At 71.8% G+C, this 15,176-nt stretch carries 17 protein-coding genes, 1 tRNA gene and 1 pseudogene; 9 read left to right on the top strand and 10 right to left on the bottom strand.

The genetic code is table 11. The annotated features are described in order from the left end of the window. The first annotated feature begins 185 nt into the window (after nucleotides 1-185). The 9 genes and pseudogenes from ACFFIC_RS23925 to ACFFIC_RS23885 all read left to right on the top strand — a co-directional run bounded on the left by ACFFIC_RS23925 (nucleotide 186) and on the right by ACFFIC_RS23885 (nucleotide 5,771). Entirely contained in the window at nucleotides 186-722 is a 537-nt protein-coding gene (locus tag ACFFIC_RS23925) for a ubiquinol-cytochrome C chaperone family protein (protein WP_377055094.1), read from the top strand. Continuing rightward, nucleotides 719-1,225, top strand: coding sequence for a YceD family protein (locus ACFFIC_RS23920; RefSeq protein WP_377055092.1), 507 nt, complete (start codon nucleotides 719-721; stop codon nucleotides 1,223-1,225). The genes ACFFIC_RS23925 and ACFFIC_RS23920 overlap by 4 nt, the downstream gene beginning before the upstream one ends. Nucleotides 1,226-1,340: 115 nt before the next feature. Continuing rightward, nucleotides 1,341-1,544, top strand: coding sequence for a 50S ribosomal protein L32 (gene rpmF, locus ACFFIC_RS23915; protein WP_140881893.1), 204 nt, complete (start codon nucleotides 1,341-1,343; stop codon nucleotides 1,542-1,544). Between the two features lie 185 nt (nucleotides 1,545-1,729). Beyond that, nucleotides 1,730-2,764: a phosphate acyltransferase PlsX gene (plsX, locus tag ACFFIC_RS23910; protein WP_377055726.1), complete on the top strand. Its 1,035-nt coding sequence runs from the start codon at nucleotides 1,730-1,732 to the stop codon at nucleotides 2,762-2,764. Then, the gene (locus ACFFIC_RS23905; RefSeq protein ID WP_377055090.1) at nucleotides 2,764-3,708 is read left to right on the top strand and encodes a beta-ketoacyl-ACP synthase III; all 945 of its coding nucleotides are present in this window, start codon (nucleotides 2,764-2,766) and stop codon (nucleotides 3,706-3,708) included. The genes plsX and ACFFIC_RS23905 overlap by 1 nt, the downstream gene beginning before the upstream one ends. A 149-nt stretch (nucleotides 3,709-3,857) precedes the next feature. Beyond that, nucleotides 3,858-4,166, top strand: coding sequence for an integration host factor subunit alpha (locus tag ACFFIC_RS23900; RefSeq protein ID WP_377055088.1), 309 nt, complete (start codon nucleotides 3,858-3,860; stop codon nucleotides 4,164-4,166). 11 nt (nucleotides 4,167-4,177) lie between these two features. Then, a pseudogene (locus ACFFIC_RS23895) lies at nucleotides 4,178-4,526 on the top strand (MerR family transcriptional regulator); the annotation flags it as partial. 220 nt (nucleotides 4,527-4,746) lie between these two features. Beyond that, nucleotides 4,747-4,823 (top strand) — tRNA-Pro (locus ACFFIC_RS23890). A 240-nt stretch (nucleotides 4,824-5,063) separates the two neighbouring features. Further along, nucleotides 5,064-5,771, top strand: coding sequence for a transglycosylase SLT domain-containing protein (locus tag ACFFIC_RS23885; RefSeq protein WP_377055084.1), 708 nt, complete (start codon nucleotides 5,064-5,066; stop codon nucleotides 5,769-5,771). Nucleotides 5,772-5,787: 16 nt separating this feature from the next. On the opposite strand, the gene ACFFIC_RS23880 is transcribed toward ACFFIC_RS23885, so the two are convergent. The 10 genes from ACFFIC_RS23880 to ACFFIC_RS23835 all read right to left on the bottom strand — a co-directional run bounded on the left by ACFFIC_RS23880 (nucleotide 5,788) and on the right by ACFFIC_RS23835 (nucleotide 15,174). Then, complete coding sequence (locus ACFFIC_RS23880; RefSeq protein ID WP_377055082.1) at nucleotides 5,788-6,294, bottom strand: acyltransferase; 507 nt, start codon at nucleotides 6,292-6,294, stop codon at nucleotides 5,788-5,790. 96 nt (nucleotides 6,295-6,390) lie between these two features. Then, nucleotides 6,391-7,377, bottom strand: a complete 987-nt coding sequence (locus ACFFIC_RS23875; RefSeq protein WP_377055080.1) for an NAD-dependent epimerase/dehydratase family protein — start codon at nucleotides 7,375-7,377, stop codon at nucleotides 6,391-6,393. Continuing rightward, the gene (locus ACFFIC_RS23870; RefSeq protein ID WP_377055078.1) at nucleotides 7,374-8,114 is read right to left on the bottom strand and encodes a class I SAM-dependent methyltransferase; all 741 of its coding nucleotides are present in this window, start codon (nucleotides 8,112-8,114) and stop codon (nucleotides 7,374-7,376) included. Before ACFFIC_RS23870 ends, ACFFIC_RS23875 begins: the two co-directional genes overlap by 4 nt. 19 nt (nucleotides 8,115-8,133) lie before the next feature. Continuing rightward, the gene (locus ACFFIC_RS23865) at nucleotides 8,134-8,625 is read right to left on the bottom strand and encodes an acyltransferase (RefSeq protein WP_377055076.1); all 492 of its coding nucleotides are present in this window, start codon (nucleotides 8,623-8,625) and stop codon (nucleotides 8,134-8,136) included. A 10-nt stretch (nucleotides 8,626-8,635) separates the two neighbouring features. Then, nucleotides 8,636-8,869 (bottom strand): acyl carrier protein, encoded by a 234-nt coding sequence (locus ACFFIC_RS23860; RefSeq protein WP_377055074.1) that lies wholly within the window; start codon nucleotides 8,867-8,869, stop codon nucleotides 8,636-8,638. After that, a complete protein-coding gene (locus ACFFIC_RS23855; protein ID WP_377055072.1) occupies nucleotides 8,860-10,734 on the bottom strand; it encodes an HAD-IIIC family phosphatase in 1,875 nt (624 codons plus the stop codon). The genes ACFFIC_RS23860 and ACFFIC_RS23855 overlap by 10 nt, the downstream gene beginning before the upstream one ends. A 9-nt stretch (nucleotides 10,735-10,743) precedes the next feature. Then, nucleotides 10,744-12,009 (bottom strand): lipopolysaccharide biosynthesis protein, encoded by a 1,266-nt coding sequence (locus tag ACFFIC_RS23850; protein ID WP_377055070.1) that lies wholly within the window; start codon nucleotides 12,007-12,009, stop codon nucleotides 10,744-10,746. Further along, nucleotides 12,006-13,214: a glycosyltransferase gene (locus tag ACFFIC_RS23845; protein WP_377055068.1), complete on the bottom strand. Its 1,209-nt coding sequence runs from the start codon at nucleotides 13,212-13,214 to the stop codon at nucleotides 12,006-12,008. The genes ACFFIC_RS23850 and ACFFIC_RS23845 overlap by 4 nt, the downstream gene beginning before the upstream one ends. Beyond that, nucleotides 13,211-14,005, bottom strand: a complete 795-nt coding sequence (locus ACFFIC_RS23840; protein ID WP_377055066.1) for a hypothetical protein — start codon at nucleotides 14,003-14,005, stop codon at nucleotides 13,211-13,213. The genes ACFFIC_RS23845 and ACFFIC_RS23840 overlap by 4 nt, the downstream gene beginning before the upstream one ends. Next, complete coding sequence (locus ACFFIC_RS23835) at nucleotides 14,002-15,174, bottom strand: FAD-dependent oxidoreductase (RefSeq protein WP_377055064.1); 1,173 nt, start codon at nucleotides 15,172-15,174, stop codon at nucleotides 14,002-14,004. Before ACFFIC_RS23835 ends, ACFFIC_RS23840 begins: the two co-directional genes overlap by 4 nt. Between the last annotated feature and the right edge of the window lie 2 nt (nucleotides 15,175-15,176).

The following is a 15,176-nucleotide window of genomic DNA, read 5'->3' as shown; positions in this document are numbered from 1 at the left end:
CGCGCCAGGGCGCCGTCCGTCCTCGCGCACGGGGATCGCCCGAAGGGCGGTGGACGAGTGGATTGACGGGGAGGGGAGGGAGGGCCATCTCGCGGGTTCGATTGCCACCGCCCCGCCGCCCGGTCAACAGAGCGGCACCGCCGCCCCGCCCGCGAGGGTTGCCGGCAAGAAACCGTGGGAGCCCCATGGCCCTGTTCGGCCTTTTCCGCCGCCGCCCGCATGAGCGCTCCGGCTTCGCCCTCTACACCGCCGCGGTCGAGGCCGCGCGGGATCCCGGCCTGTTCGGGGAGGACCGCGTGCCGGACACGCTGGAAGGCCGTTTCGACCTTGTCGCCCTGCACGCGGCACTGCTTGTGCGGCGCCTCCACCGCGACCCCGACCCGCGTGGCCCTGCCCTGGCCCAGGCGGTGTTCGACGCGATGTTCGCCGACATGGACCTGAACCTGCGCGAGATGGGCGTGGGCGACATGTCCATCGGCAAGCGCGTGCGCCGCATGTGGGAGGCCTTCCATGGCCGCGCCCTGGCCTATGAGGGCGCGCTCGCGGCAGGCGACCGCCCGGCGCTGGAGGCGGCGCTTTCCCGCAACATCTGGCCCGAGGGCGCGCCGGAAGGCGCCGTGTCCGGGCTCGCCGCCCATGCCATGGCACTGGACGCCACCCTGGCCGGCCAGGCGTTCGGGAACTTCGCGGAAGGCCGGGCCGAATTCGGGATCCCCGCATGACCGCCGAGTTCCACCGCTCCCTCCGCCACGTGTCCGTCAGCCCGCAAGGGCGCCAGGAGCGGCTGGAGGCCACGCCGGAGGAGCGCGAGGCTCTCGCCCGGCGCCTCGGCCTGCTGAGCCTGGAAGCCTTCTCGGCAGAAATTCACCTGACTCCCGCCCCGGGCCAGGCGATCCGAGCCCGCGGCACGCTCAGCGCCCAGGTGGTGCAGGAATGCGTGGTCACGCTCGAACCGGTGCATCAGCCGGTGAAGGCCGCGATCGACTGGCGCATCCTGCCGCCCGGCGAGGAACCCTCCGACGACCTTGAGGAGGGCCCGGACGAAATCGAGTCCAATCCCGATGGAACGACCGATATCGGGGAAGCCCTGGTGCAGGAGCTGGCCCTCTCCCTCGATCCCTATCCGCGTGCTCCCGGTGCGGAACTTCCAGCCGAGGCGAAGGAGGGAGGCTCATCGCCCTTTGCCGCCCTGCGCGCCCTGGGGGCCATCCAGAAGCCCGGCTGACGCCGCTTTGACACCTGCGTGCTTGCTCCGGGCTGGCCCGGGTGGTATGGCGCGCCCCTCCCGAGAATCCCGTCCGTTCGCGTGACGTGTTGCAATATAGAAAGGCCCGGCACCGATGGCCGTTCCGAAGAGAAAAGTTTCGCCGTCCCGCCGCGGGATGCGCCGCAGCCACCACGCCCTCCCGAAGGAGGCGCATGCCGACTGCCCGAACTGCGGCGAGCTGCGCCGTCCGCACAACATCTGCGTGTCCTGCGGCTTCTATGACGGCCGTGAGGTCGTTGCGGCCGGCAAGCCCCTGAAGGGCGCCGTGCGGGCCTGAGCCGGCCCCGCGCTCTGCGTTCAGACATCTTTAGCGACTGTTGAGGAGCGCCGGCATTGGCCGCATCCGGGGCCTCTTTGTCCGGCGCCTCCGTGCCGGACTCTCCCCAGCCCGGCGCCTCCCGGTCCTTCGGGCGGGGGACGGAAGCGGCGGGGGTGGAGCGTTTCTCCCTGGCCATCGATGCCATGGGGGGCGACCACGCCCCGGACGTGGTGCTGGACGGCATCGAGCGCGCTGCGGACCGCCACCGCAACGTCCGTTTCCTGCTGGTGGGGGATGAGGCGCGCCTGAAGGCGGGTCTTTCCACCCGTCCGAAGGCCGCGGCCATCTGCACGGTTCGTCACGCGCCGGACGCCATTCCGGGCGACATGAAGCCGACGGCGGCGTTGCGCCTGCGCCGCGCCTCCATGCGCATGGCCATCGACGCCGTGGCAGCGGGAGAGGCCGAGGGCGTAATTTCGGCCGGCAACACCGGCGCCCTGATGGCGCTGGCCAAGATCGTGCTTCGCACCATGCCCGAGATCGACCGCCCGGCGCTCGCCGCCATCGGCCCCTCGGCGCGCGGCGATGTCGTGCTGCTCGATCTCGGTGCCAACATCACCTACGAGGCCCGCAACCTCGTGGAATTCGCCGTGATGGGCGACGCCTTCGCCCGCGCGGTGCTGGGCCTGACCGCCCCCTCCATCGGCCTGCTCAACGTCGGCTCGGAGGAACTGAAGGGAGACGAGCGCATTCGCCAGGCCGCCGAAATCCTGCGCGACAGCCATGTGGGCGCGAACTTCCACGGCTTCGTGGAAGGCCATGACATCACCGCGGGCACCGTGGACGTGGTGGTGACCGACGGCTTCACCGGCAACGTCGCCCTGAAGACCGGGGAGGGCGCGCTCAAGCTCGTCGGCACCTTGCTCCGCCAGGTCTTCAACTCATCCATTCCCGCGCGCCTCGGCTATCTTCTCGCGCGGCCCGCGCTGGACCGCCTGCGCGAATGGATGGACCCGCGCCGCTACAACGGTGCCGTGCTGATCGGCCTGAACGGCGTGGTGGTGAAGAGCCATGGCGGTACGGATGCGCTCGGCTTCGCCCATGCGCTGGACGTCGCGATGGACATGGTGACGCACGGCTTCAACGAGCGCATCCGGACGGGCGTGGCGCTGCTGGGACAGAAGGCCGCCGAGAAGGCGGACCGGCTCGGGCAGAACCCGCAGGCCGTGGCGGGCTGATGTTGCGTTCCGTCATCGCCGGCACGGGCGGCTACCTGCCCGCGCGCGTCCTCACCAACGACCAGCTGGCCGAGGCCTACAACCTCGACACCTCCGACGCCTGGATCAGCGAGCGCACGGGCATCCGCCGCCGCCACATGGCCGCGCCCGGCGAATCCACCGCCGACATGGCTGCGGCCGCCTGCCGGGAGGCCCTTGCCCAGGCGGGTGCCGATGCTTCCGAGGTGGATGCCATCATCCTGGCCACCGCCACCCCCGACTCGGCCTTCCCCTCCACGGCCACCCGCGTGCAGGAGAAGCTGGGCATCCACCGCGGCTTTTCCTTCGACATCTCCGCGGCCTGCACCGGATTCATCTACGCGGTGGGGGTGGCCGATTCGATGCTGCGCTCCGGCGCCTGTCGCTGCGCGCTGGTGATCGGGGCCGAGGCCTTCACCCGGATCCTGGACTGGACCGATCGCGGCACCTGCGTGCTGTTCGGGGATGGCGCCGGCGCCGTGCTCCTGCGCGCCGAGGACGAACCGGGCGAGCGCGGCATCCTCTCCACCCACCTGCACTCGGACGGCCGCCACGGCGACATCCTGCAGGTGGAAGGCGGCATGGTGCGCATGGCCGGGCGCGAGGTCTTCCGGCACGCCGTCTCCAAGCTCGCCTCCGCCGTGGACGAGGCCCTGGCCGCCAACAGCCTGGCCAAGGCCGACGTGCAGTGGCTGGTGCCCCACCAGGCCAATCTCCGCATCATTGACGCCATGGGCCGCAAGCTTGGCCTGCCGGCGGAGCGCGTGGTGGTGACCGTGGATCGCCACGCCAACACATCCGCCGCCTCCATCCCGCTGGCCCTGGCCGAAGCCGTGCGGGACGGCCGCATCCGGCAGGGCGACCTCGTGCTGATGGAGGCGATCGGCGGCGGCCTGACCTGGGGAGCGGCGCTGGCGCGGTTCTGAGGGGCACTTGGCTCGCCCGACTCGCTTAGGCATTTGTGCAACACTGCGTGCCGGAGTCCACACTTTGCGCCCCTGTCAATTGACGGGGCCCCGCCCCGGCGGTCCAATCCCCCAGCCCGGCAAGACGGGGCGAGAGGGGGTATGGACACGTGAACACCATCACCCGCGCGCAGTTGGCCGAGGCAATCTACATGCAGGTCGGGCTCTCAAGAAATGAGAGCGCGGCCCTCCTGGAAGATGTGCTGAACCGGCTTTCGGCGACGCTGGAATCGGGCGAGGCGGTGAAGCTCTCGGCGTTCGGGACGTTCTCCGTGCGCCAGAAGGCCCAGCGGATCGGGCGGAACCCGAAAACGGGCGTGGAGGTGCCGATCACCCCGCGCCGCGTCCTATCCTTCCGTGCCAGCCAGGTGCTGAAGGCTCGCATCAACGGCGAAACCCCGCCGCGAGGCGAGGACTGAGCAGGAGCGCGATGAGCGGCATGAGCGTGCTTGGCGGCATCACTCCGACCCCGCCTGGCGGGATCAGCGGAGAGGCGGGTGGCGCCGCTTCGGGCGGCGGGCCCGACTCCGCGCCGCGCCCGCGCAAGTCGCCCAACGCCTTCCGCACCATCAGCGAGGTGGCCGAGGACCTGCACATCCCGCAGCACGTCCTCCGCTTCTGGGAAACCAAGTTTCCCCAGCTCAAGCCCCTGAAGCGCGGCGGCGGCCGGCGCTACTACCGGCCCGAGGACATCAACCTCCTCCGCCGCATCGGCGACCTTCTCTACACCCAGGGCTATACCATCAAGGGCGTGCAACGCCTGCTTCGGGAGGGCGGGCTGGAGGGCGTGGAGGCGGCCGTGGCTGCCGAGGAGCTGTCCGAAGGAAATGACGCCGGGGAGGGGACCGATACCCCGGAGGGTGGCGAGCTGCGCGCCTGCCTCGATGAGCTGGACGCCATCGTCCTGGCCCTCAAGGCGCTCGGCTCCCGGCGTTAAGCGCCGATTGCCATTCAGGCGGGGTTGAGGGACCGGCAAGCGGGTGCTAGACCCCGCCGCAACGGAGCGTGGCGCAGTCTGGTAGCGCACTTGTCTGGGGGACAAGGGGTCGTGGGTTCGAATCCCGCCGCTCCGACCATTCTCTTCCTTTTTCTTCCGGAAACGAGACCTCGGCTCGTTCCGTGAGGCGTCCCCACCCGAACTTGATTGGAGTCCCGCATATCGGGACTGATACCAGGGCGGTCCCCGGCCGAAGGGACCAGAGTTGCCCGATCTTCAGACGCTTCCCCGCTCACGATACGCCCGGCGCCGCCTTCCGGCTGCTCTCCTGGCTACGCTTCTGCTCTCTCCCGCGCTTGCGAGGGCTGACCGTCCGGCCGTGCCGGGAGGTGCCGGCGGCGAGCTTTGCCTGCCGGCCATCGCGGCTGCGGAACGCACGGGCAACCTGCCCACCCATCTTCTCCGCAGCATCGCCTTCGTGGAGAGCGGCCGGATCGACCCCGCCACCGGCCGTGCCGTGCCGTGGCCCTGGGCCATCAACGTCGCCGGCACCGGGTATTTCTACGACAGCAAGGCCGCCGCTATCGCGGCCGTGCAAGGATTCCAGGCACGCGGCATCCGCTCGATCGACGTGGGCTGCGCGCAAGTCAACCTGATGCACCACGCCACGGCCTTCGACTCACTCGAGAGCGCCTTCGATCCGCAGACCAATGCGAGCTATGCCGCGCGCTTCCTCAACGAGCTGCGGCGTGCCACGGGAACCTGGCCGCTCGCCGCCGCCGGCTACCATTCCCGCACGGCGGAACTCGGCATCGCCTATGCGCGGAAGGTGATGAATATCTGGCCGGGCTCGGCTCGCTACGGCAGCCTGCCGGCCGCGGCAGGCCCCGCCAACGCTTTCGCCCGCGTGCGCGACTCCGCCGATTACAGTCTGCTCACGCCTGAATTCGCGGCCACCGCTCGCCGCATCGACCAGGACCGCGCCCAGGGGCCCGGCTGGATCCAACGTCCTTCCGAACCTGCAGCGGTGCTGCCGCCGGGCTCTCGCCGCACCGCCCGGCGCGACTTCCGCGACCTGCCGGGCTGAGCACCGCGGGAAGGCCTCAAGCCGGCCCGGGCTTGCGCGCCCTGGCCGCCACCTTACCCGACACCACGGCCCGCGGGCGGATCACCGCGCCGGCGGCGATGTCGGCCCCGTCCAGGATCGCCGCGCCGGCCCCGATCACCACGTTGTCACCAATGCGCGTGGTGCCCTTCGAGGTCGTGCCCTGCGCGCGGAAGGTCATGTCGATCCGCTCGTAGCGGTAGTTCACGCCTACGATCGCCACATGCGGCCCGATGCGGCAGTTCCTCCCGATCTCGATCCCGGTCTCCGCCCCCGCGATCATGCAATGCGCCCCGATCTCCGTCCCCGCGCCCACCCGCACGAGGCCGCTGGTCGCCTTCACCTTGGTGAAGGGGCCGATGCGCGTCCCCAACCCGAGTTCAAGCAGCGGACTGATCTCCACCTCCGCCCGGGGGCTTGCCACGGCGCCGAAGCGGCGACGGTAATGCAGCGCCACCAGCCAGCCCGGTGCCAGGAAGCGCCGGATGGCCGTTCCGATCTTCATCGACTGCTCTCCGAGGTCATGCCGATCGCCCGCCGATAGGATGCGACGGAAGAGGCGGAGCCCCGCGCGAGCGGCGGTGGCGCGCGTGCCGCCGGCTCACCCTCGCCCCGGCGGTAGGAGCCCCGTTTCGCGGTACCAGGCGACTGTCCGGCGGAAGCCCTCGGGCAGCGGAACCGCCGGACGGTAGCCCAGCAGCCGCCGCGCCTTCTCGGTCGAGAAGGCGCGGTTGTGCTTGAAGAAGGTCAGGCGCCGGCGATGCAGCGGCGGCTGGATGCCGAGCGGCGCGCAGAGCGCCTCGCAGACGCGCGCGGCCGCGTTCATCAGGCCGTAGGGCAGCCGCCGCCGCGGCGGCTCCACCCCGATCGCCCGCGCGGCGGTCGCCACGTAGTCGCGCAGGGGCAGGTAATCGCCCCCGATGATGAAGGTCTCGCCGGCGGCCGCGGGCACCGTCATGGCCAGCATGAAGCCCTGCACGAGGTCGTCGATGAAGACCGGGTGGAAGTTCGGGCTGCCGTCGCCCACGAACACGAAGGCGCCGCGCTGGAGCATGCGGAACATCTTGAGCATGCGCGTGTCGCCGGGCCCGTAGATGCCGCAGGGGCGGATGATCACCACCTCCATCCGTCCCCGCGCCGTGGCCTCGTGGCAGACTTCCTCGGCCGCGAGCTTGCTGTCCTGGTAGGGGTCGCGCGGGTCCATGGGGGCGTTCTCGTCCCCGGGCGTCACCGCGACGCTGCCGTGGACGCCGATGCTGGAGCAGTAGACGAAGCGCCGCACGCCCGCGGCCTCCGCCAGTTCCAGCAACATGCGCGTGCCGTCGCGGTTCACCGCCATGAACTCCTCGGCCGAGCCCTCCGTGCGGTACATGGCGGCGACGTGGAACACCGTGTCGGCACCCTCCACCAGCCGCGCGAGGGCCGTCCGGTCCGACAGGTCTCCCTGCACCAGCTCGATCCCCGGTGCGGGCAGGGGCGCGCGCGCCAGGCCGCGCACCACGTGACCCTCGGCGGCGAGGCGCGCCGCCAGCGCGCCACCGGTGAAGCCCGATACGCCCGTGACGGCGACGGTCGGCTTGTTCGTCATGCCGCCACCCGGTCCAGCCGCAGCAGAACGGGGTTGCCGATCATGCGCGTCACGCCCGCCGCGCGCAGCCCGCTCTCCACGCCGCGCACGATCCCGGTCTTGCCCAGCAGGCGGTGGGCCGCCATCGGCACCACGAACTGCTTGACGCTCTCGGCTGGCCTGAACCCACGCCGCGCGAACTCCGCTTCCAGCTCGGCCGGGCGGAAGCTGCGATAGGTGCGCGTGTTCTTCTCGATCGCCCGCTTCAGTGGGAAGGTGACCAGGGACAAGGCGTTGAGGCTCGCAAGCGTCGGGTAGTCGATGACCACGGACTGCCTGGCCACCCGGCAGAGTTCCGCAACAAGCCCCGGCCAGTCCTCCATGTGCGAGATCAGCCGCACGCTGACCACCGCGTCGAAGGCCTGATCCGGATAGGGCAGGGCGAGCAGGTCCCCCGACGCGAAGCGCACCTGTCCGGCGAACGGCCCTGCCCGCAGCCGGGCGCCGCAAAGCTCGTCGCTTCCGAACACCGTCACCTCGCAGCCCCGCTCCGCCAGCGGGGCCGCGAGCTGCATGTGCCCGCCGCCCACGTCCAGGACGCGCCTTCCGAGCATGGAGGGCGCACGCCCCAGCAGCGACAGCACGCCCTCTTCCTGCACGGCCAGCATGTACCGCCCCGCCGGCCCAGCGAAGCGGGAGGCGTAGTTGTCGGAGGAGGTCTCGATATCCGGGGTCTCGCGCGCTGCCGATGCTTCCATGTCGAACCTGTGCCGCCCTTCAGCGCCGCGTGAAAATGGTCTTGGCGGGGTTGCCCTGCACGATCGCGTTGGCCGCGACCATGCCCGACACCACGGAATTCGGCGAGACGATCACGCCATCGGCGATCTCCGCGCCAGGCAGGATCACCGCGCCCGCCCCGATCCACACGTTGTTCCCGACCAAGGTGGCGCGCCCTTCGGGCGCATCCTCCGCCGAAGCCTGCGGCGGCCCGCCGATCACCACGTTGGGGCTGATCAGGCAGTCATCTCCGATGCTGACGCCGCCGGGATGGCCGCTGATGCAGCAGCCCGTGCCCACATCCGTGCGCGCGCCGATCCGGACCTCTCCCTCGCGCGTGCTGATCAGCGAGAAGGCGCTGATGCTGGTCTTGCGGCCGAGGCCCAGAGGCTCGCCCAGCTCCAGCGCGGCGCGCGGGCTGACCAGGGCGCCGCCGCGGGCCATGAAGCGCAGCGTTTGCACCCAGCGCGGGGCGGCGACACCGGCCTTCATCGGCCCCGGCTCACGCGCTGTGCCGCTCGACCAGCTTTCCGATCGCGGCGAGCGACGTCATTTCGCCAATCTCCTGCATGGTCAGCTTGACGCCGAACTCCTCCTCCACGGCGCCCACGATGCGCAGATGGGCCAGCGAGTCCCACTCGGGCAGCGTTTCCTTGCCCGCTGAGGCGTCCACCGCATCCGGCTCCAGTTCCAGTACGTCGCTGACCAGCAGCTTCAATCGTTCCATCACATCCATGCAACGTCCTCCACCACGGTAAGCCAGGGGCAGGGCAGGGGTTGCGCCTCCTCGCGGGAAACGGCGAAGGGGATCGTCCCGTCCTCCTGCGTCTCCCGGGCGGCGAGTCCCTGCTCCGCGAAGTAAGCGGCGGCCGGGTGGTTCTTCGCGGTGGGGATGAACTCGGCCGTCAGCGCCCGCATGCCCGGTCGCGCCATCATGCGCGCCTTGATGCCGTTCATCATCGCCGTCTCCACCCCGCGCCCCATCGCGCGGCAACTCATCAGCACGGTGTCCGCGTGCAACGCGGCACCGCGCTCGGCGAGGATGAACAGCCCGACCAGGCCGAGATCGCCGAAGCGGTCCGCAACCCGCACGCAGCCGATGTCGTGCGCGGGGGAGGCCATCATCGCCTCCAGCTCCCCCAGCGCATAGCGCCGGCCCGACACGTTGAACTGGTTGGTCTTGGCGCAGAGCTGGGCCACGCGCGGCAGGTCCGCCGCGGTGGCCGGCCGCAGCGTCACCACCGTCTGCAGCCCCGTCAGGTATTCCTGGAAGTCCCCTGCCGAGGCGGAGAAGCGGTTGCGCGCCGCGGCCTGCACGTACTGCTCCGCCTTTCCCGCGTCCTCGGCCAGCACAACGGCCTTCTCGAAGGAAACCAAGCCGTCCAGCACGGCGGTGAAGCGCGAGGGATCCTCGGGAAGCTGCACCGCCTCCACCTCGGGGAGCAGCTCGCGGATCAGCGCGATCTCGGCCGGATTGTCGTCGATGAAGACCAGCGAATCCACGCCGATGTTGAGCTGCTCCGCGATGGACCGCAGCCCCTCGTGCTTGGGGCCCCAGCCGATCGCGGTTGCCGAAAAATCCTCCAGCCGCAGCGGCATCTCCGTCCGCATGGCGAAGGCCTCCTCCACGTCGGCCGGGTTGTTCTTGCTGCACAGGGCCAGGAGGATGCCGCGCTGCTTCAGCGCGCGGATGCGCTGCTGGAAGGCCAGGAAGGCCTCGCTGGTTCCGTCGCCCTGGCCCACCAGCACGCCGCCCGGCCCTTCCTCTCCCACCACGCCCCCCCAGAGGGTGTTGTCGAGGTCGAGTGCCAGGCATTTCCGCGCGGCGCCCTTCGCGGCCACCACGTGCCGCGCCAGGACCTCCCCCGCCGCCGCCATGAGCGCCGCCGACCAGTCCATCTTGGCCAAGTGGAACAGCCGCTCGTCGAAGGCCCGCGCGCGCCCGATGCTGGAGGCGATGCGGTCGATGTCGAGCAGCTGCACGCGCCGGTGCGGCCGCATCCGCCGCAGCAGCTCGAGGTTCAGCTCCAGGTGGAACTCCGTCTCGCCATAGCCGGCGGCGGTGTCGGCGACGCCGAGCGCGGGCACCGCCGGCATCGGGAAGTTGGCCACCACCAGGGTCGCCCGCGTGCGCTCCTCCGCCAGCGCCACCCATTGCTCGACATGGTCCAGCAGGTCGTCCCGCAGGGCCCGGCGGGCTTCGTCCGGGAGCGCGGAGAAGCCGGCCATGGCATCGGGCCGCAGCAGGCGTGGCGAGAGCACCAGCAGAATGACGTCCGGCTGGAAGTCTTCCAGCGCCGGCGACATCAGCGCCTGCATCTCCTGCCCGATGCCGCCCACATGCGACCGCGCCAGCCATCCGGCCCGCGCGCAATGCGCGGCCGCGAAGGGCGGCAGCAGGTCCAGCGTGACGTTGCCGAGAAAGGCGATCCGCACCCCCGCGGGCTCCTTCAGGGCGCGCAGGCGGCGGTTGATGGCCCGGTAGCCGGGCCCGTCCAGGGTGGAGAGATCGGTTGCGCGAAGCTCGTCGCGCAGCGCCACGAAGGCGGAGAGCCCGCTGCCCGCGGGGATCTTCGCCGCCAGATCCGTTGCGTTATCCATGCTGCCCTCTCAACGCTGTCCGCGCAGCCGGCGCGCCGCCAGCAGTCCGGCGGGAATGGTTCCGACGAGACTGCCCAGCGCCACCCCGTAGAGCAGCCCGGCCAGCCCCCAGCCCGCCGCGGCGAAGCCGCAGAGCGCGCCGACCGCGAGCCCGAACCAGCCCCAGCGGCTGAGCAGGGCGATATCGCGCTCGCTGCCGCAGCCCGTCAGGATGGCGCGTGGAATGGCCTGGAACACCTTGGCCGCGCCATTGGCGCAGGCGGCCAGCACCAGCGCGGTGCCGATCTCGTAGCGGCCGTTGGTCAGCCAATGCGTCACCGAGGGTGCCAGCAGCGCGACGCAGAAGGCCGCGCCGACCACGAGAGCCCCCACCGAGACCAACTCGTCCCGCACCAGCCGCCGGCGCCGCGCGAGGTCGCCGGTGGCGCGCAGCTTCGGCACCAGCCCGAAGCCCGCGCCCGACACCGCCATGCGGAAGGGAAACAGGGCCACGGAAGCCAGCACGCTGAACACCGCCAGCTCCTCCAGCCCGAGGGCGAAGGGCACCAGCAATCGCTCCAGCTGAAGCATGATGGTGCCGATCGCGGCGATGCTGAGCAGCGAAACCGCCTCCGCCCAGGGGATGCGCACCGTCGTACCCGCTGGCCAAGCCGGCCGCAGCGCTGCCCAGCCGATGGCGGCCGCCAGCACGTTCCCGGCGGCGAAGAGCGCCAGCGGCGGCAGCGAGGTCGCCATGGGCACGAGAAGCGCCAGCAGCCCGATCAGCAACAGAACCCAGCTCGCGGCGGTCGCGGCCAGCAGGGCGCCCGGCTCCTTCCCCGACGCCCGCAGCCCGGCGCCCACGACGAAGACCAGCCCGCCCGCCAGGATGCAGGTTGCCAGCACCGCCGCTTCGGCGGGGGGGAAGTCCGCGATCGCCGCCGCGCCCAGCCCCACCGCGCCGCCCACCAGGGCGCCCGCCAGCAGCAGCAGCCCGCCGATGCGCGGGCCGAGCGAAAGCCGGTGGCGCAGCAGCACCTGGTCCAGCCCGATCGGCGCGATCACCGCGAAGATGTTGAACAGCGCCAGGCCCAGGGCGAAGCGCCCGAACTCCGCCACGGGCATGGACCGCGCCAGCAGCAGGTTGCCCGCCGCGAAGGCCGCGCCCGACAGCCCGTAGACCGCGGAGGCCCGCACCGCGGAAAACCGTGCCGCCAGCTGCCCCGCCCCGCGCCCAAGCCGCCGGAAGGCGCCAGGCTTTGCCGCCAGCGCGGCGGAGGACCCCTTGCTCGTCATCGTGGCGAACCCAGTGCCGGTGCCGGCCCTTGCCCGTCCATCCGGCGCGCGCCGCTGCGCGGCGCCGGCAGCGCGTCATAGGCGCTGAGCAGGATCTCCTCGAAGCGCGCCTTGCTGTAGCGCGTGGCCGCGCGCTCCCGCGCCGCGGCGCCCAGGCGCGCGCGCAGCGCCGCATCGCCTGCCAGCCGCATCAGCCCCGCCGCCATGGCCCCGGCTTCGGGCGGCACCAGCAGCGCGCAGCTCTCGTCCAGCACCTGGGTGTGGGACAGGATCGACGTGGCCAGGATCGCGCGCTCCGCCATCATGTAGGAATAGATCTTCATCGGCGTGTTCACCCCGCGAAGCCGGGGGGAAACCAGCACGTCCGCCTGGGCCAGCAGCCCCGGCAGGCAGGACAGGGGCATCGGGCCCAGGAAGCGCACCCGCGCACCCGCGGTTTCCTCGCCGCGCGCCGCCGCATCCTCCGGCAGTCCGCCCACGATCACCACATCCACCCCGGCATCGCCGGGAAGCCTGCGCACGGCTTCCAGGAACAGGTCCACCCCCTGGTAGTGCTGGAGGTTGCCCACATAGAGCGCGAGCAGCCGGTCCGGCCGGGCGGGGTCGCGGATGGCCGGTGCCTCGGCCCCGGATCCCTCGAGGGGGAAGTCGTGCAGGACGTGACGCGGCGTGCCCGGCGCGTCCTCGGCCGCGCGCTCCGCAAGCGCGGGGCACACGGCCAGGACCACGTCGCTCGCCCGCATCGCCGCGCGCTCGAAGCGCCGCATCAGCGCACCCACCGGTCGCATTGCCGGCCATTTCTCGATGATCTGGTCCGACATGATGGAATCCATGTCGAAGACCAGCGGCAGGCGGCCCATCAGCCGCAGCCCCATGGCCAGGAAGACGCTGTCCTCCACCGCGTGAATGCAGTCGTAGCCGCCGCGCCGGACCAGCCGGAAGGCCAGGACCAGCAGCGAAAGGTTGCAAAGCAGCTTCTGCCAGGACAATCCCACCGGCACGGTGCCGACCAGCGGCGGCCGCGGCGCGCGGAAATGCCGCATCCCCGGGATCGCGATGTCCCGCCCACCATGGAACGTCACGAGGTCGACGGAATGCCCGGCCTCGCACAAGGCTTCCACCACCGCACGCACCGCGATCGGGGTGCCGCGGTCCACGAAGAAAGGCTGCGGCGCCAGCAGCAGCACGCGCATGGGGTGCCTCACCGGCGCCCTCCCAGCCGCCGCAGGCGCAGCATCGCCTGGTCCCGCACGAACCCCAGCGGGGAGGCCAGCGAGCCGTAGGGCGTGACCGACACCGCCGGGTCCATCAGCACGCGCCGCAACGCCTCTCGCGGACGGCGCGGATCCACCGCGCCCGGCACCAGGCCACCGAACGCCCCGGCGGCCGGCGGTGCCCCGGGCAGGGTGTCGGTGCCCGGCAGCACCGCGATGCCCTGCTCGGCCGCGACGCGGAACACCGCGGGCTCCGGCCAGAACACCGGCCGCGCCGCATTGTCGCCCAGGAACACCGCGCGCGGCGGCAGGCGCTTCACCAGGTCGGCCACGGCGGCGCCGCGTGCGCCCAGCCACTTGCCGACGCCCCAGGGCAGCACCGCCAGCGCGCCGTGCCCGGCCACCTCCGCGATCACGCGCTCCGCCGGCTGCCCGTCCTCCGGGCGGACGCGCGTCCCGAGCGCGAGCACCTCCAACCGCTCGGCGCTGGTGACCTGGAAGCCGCCGATCACCACGATCTCGTCGCTCCCGCGCGAGGCGACCACGGAAACATCCTCCTCCGTGGCGCGCACGGACCATCCAGCGGGCTCTCCGCCGGGGGCGGCAAGCTCCGCGAAAGCCGTGGCGCCCGGCATCTCCGTCAGCATCAGCACGCCCAGCACGCTCGCCGGCCGCGGGTTCACGCGCGCGAACGCCGCGGCCGCGCTGTCCAGCACCGCGCCCATTTCGCCGGGCCGGTGTGCGTGAACATGCCAGTCCACCGGGGTGACGGAACCGCTCATGCCTTTGCATCGACGAGGGCGCCGGCCGGGCGCGAGACCCGCGCCGCGCCGCCGCCCCAGATGCGCCCGATCGCGCGGGCGGACAGCCAGCGCGCGGTTGTCAGCTTCACGCCGGACACGCTGAACAGACCACGTGGCCCGCCCGATGCGCCGTGGTCCAGGATCACGTCGCGGCTCGCCGGTTCCAGCGCCTCCCGCCCTTGCGGCACCACGCCCTCCACCACGCGCAGCACGCGCGCGGAGCCGAGGCCGAGCCCGGGCGCCGCCGTATCCAAAGCACCGACCCATCCTTTCACGTCGCGCGCGCCGTAGAAGGTGCCCGCGAAGATCCCCTCCGCGGAGGGCCGCACGAAGAAGCGCTTGCCGCGCCCCACCGCGAAGGCTGCGCCAAGCGTCGCCGCGGCTTCCAGATGCAGGTTGAAGGCCGGAACCGGCTGGAAGAAGCGCGGCGCCGCAGCATGTGCCCCGCGGGCGACCGCATCCAGCCCGGCCCCGGCGCAGTTCACCACCACGGGCGCCTCGAACCGCCGGCTCTCGCCGGAGGCGGCGTCGGCGGCCTCCACGCCCCCGACTCCGCCGCGTGGGTCGGGCAGCACGCGCCGGACCGCCATGTTGTCGATCAGCACCGCGCCGGCCGCCCGCGCCTGCGCCACCAGCGCGGCCAGGAGGCCTGGATAATCCGCGATTTCCACGTCGTGCCAGCACCCGCCGCCGCGCACGCCGTCGCCACTCAGCCAGGGCGCCGTCTCCAGCACCTCCGCGCGCCGGAGCAGGCGCGGCACCGGCAGCTCCGGGGCCGCGTTCCGCGCGAGCGCGCTGCCCAGCCGGTCGAGCACGGCAGCCGTGGCGAAAAGGCCCGGCTTGCTCCGCTCGTGCCCGTAGAACGGCATCACGCAACGCAGCGGCCGGACAAGCCCGGGGAAGTGCCGAAGGAACCAGGCCTGCTCCAAGCGGGAACGGATCAGGCGCGGAAGGTCCATGCTCTGCCAGTAGCGAAAGCCGCCATGCACGATGCCGTAGCTGGCGGCGGTGCTGCCGCCGCCGAACGCGCCGGCTTCCAGCAGCAGCACGCGCCGGCCCTGGCGCCCGGCCTCCAGGGCAAAGGTCAGGCCCTGTATGCCGCCGCCGACCACAACGGCATCGAAGCCTTCGCCATTCTCCCGCGGCATGG

Origin of the sequence: Muricoccus vinaceus (assembly GCF_042433125.1) — a bacterium.
Taxonomy (GTDB): domain Bacteria; phylum Pseudomonadota; class Alphaproteobacteria; order Acetobacterales; family Acetobacteraceae; genus Roseomonas; species Roseomonas vinacea.
Note: the sequence above shows the minus strand (reverse complement) of the source record. Positions and strands in the feature narration are given on the sequence as shown.

Excerpts from the sequence above, each read along its gene's own strand:
- ACFFIC_RS23860 (WP_377055074.1), bottom strand. The coding sequence starts at position 8,869 with ATGGATGTGATGGAACGATTGAAGCTGCTGGTCAGCGACGTACTGGAA.
- ACFFIC_RS23840 (WP_377055066.1), bottom strand. The coding sequence starts at position 14,005 with ATGAGCGGTTCCGTCACCCCGGTGGACTGGCATGTTCACGCACACCGG.
- ACFFIC_RS23870 (WP_377055078.1), bottom strand. The coding sequence starts at position 8,114 with ATGGAAGCATCGGCAGCGCGCGAGACCCCGGATATCGAGACCTCCTCC.
- ACFFIC_RS23880 (WP_377055082.1), bottom strand. The coding sequence starts at position 6,294 with ATGAAGATCGGAACGGCCATCCGGCGCTTCCTGGCACCGGGCTGGCTG.
- ACFFIC_RS23925 (WP_377055094.1), top strand. The coding sequence starts at position 186 with ATGGCCCTGTTCGGCCTTTTCCGCCGCCGCCCGCATGAGCGCTCCGGC.
- plsX (WP_377055726.1), top strand. The coding sequence starts at position 1,730 with ATGGGGGGCGACCACGCCCCGGACGTGGTGCTGGACGGCATCGAGCGC.
- ACFFIC_RS23905 (WP_377055090.1), top strand. The coding sequence starts at position 2,764 with ATGTTGCGTTCCGTCATCGCCGGCACGGGCGGCTACCTGCCCGCGCGC.
- ACFFIC_RS23920 (WP_377055092.1), top strand. The coding sequence starts at position 719 with ATGACCGCCGAGTTCCACCGCTCCCTCCGCCACGTGTCCGTCAGCCCG.
- ACFFIC_RS23850 (WP_377055070.1), bottom strand. The coding sequence starts at position 12,009 with ATGACGAGCAAGGGGTCCTCCGCCGCGCTGGCGGCAAAGCCTGGCGCC.
- rpmF (WP_140881893.1), top strand. The coding sequence starts at position 1,341 with ATGGCCGTTCCGAAGAGAAAAGTTTCGCCGTCCCGCCGCGGGATGCGC.
- ACFFIC_RS23865 (WP_377055076.1), bottom strand. The coding sequence starts at position 8,625 with ATGAAGGCCGGTGTCGCCGCCCCGCGCTGGGTGCAAACGCTGCGCTTC.
- ACFFIC_RS23835 (WP_377055064.1), bottom strand. The coding sequence starts at position 15,174 with ATGCCGCGGGAGAATGGCGAAGGCTTCGATGCCGTTGTGGTCGGCGGC.
- ACFFIC_RS23875 (WP_377055080.1), bottom strand. The coding sequence starts at position 7,377 with ATGACGAACAAGCCGACCGTCGCCGTCACGGGCGTATCGGGCTTCACC.
- ACFFIC_RS23855 (WP_377055072.1), bottom strand. The coding sequence starts at position 10,734 with ATGGATAACGCAACGGATCTGGCGGCGAAGATCCCCGCGGGCAGCGGG.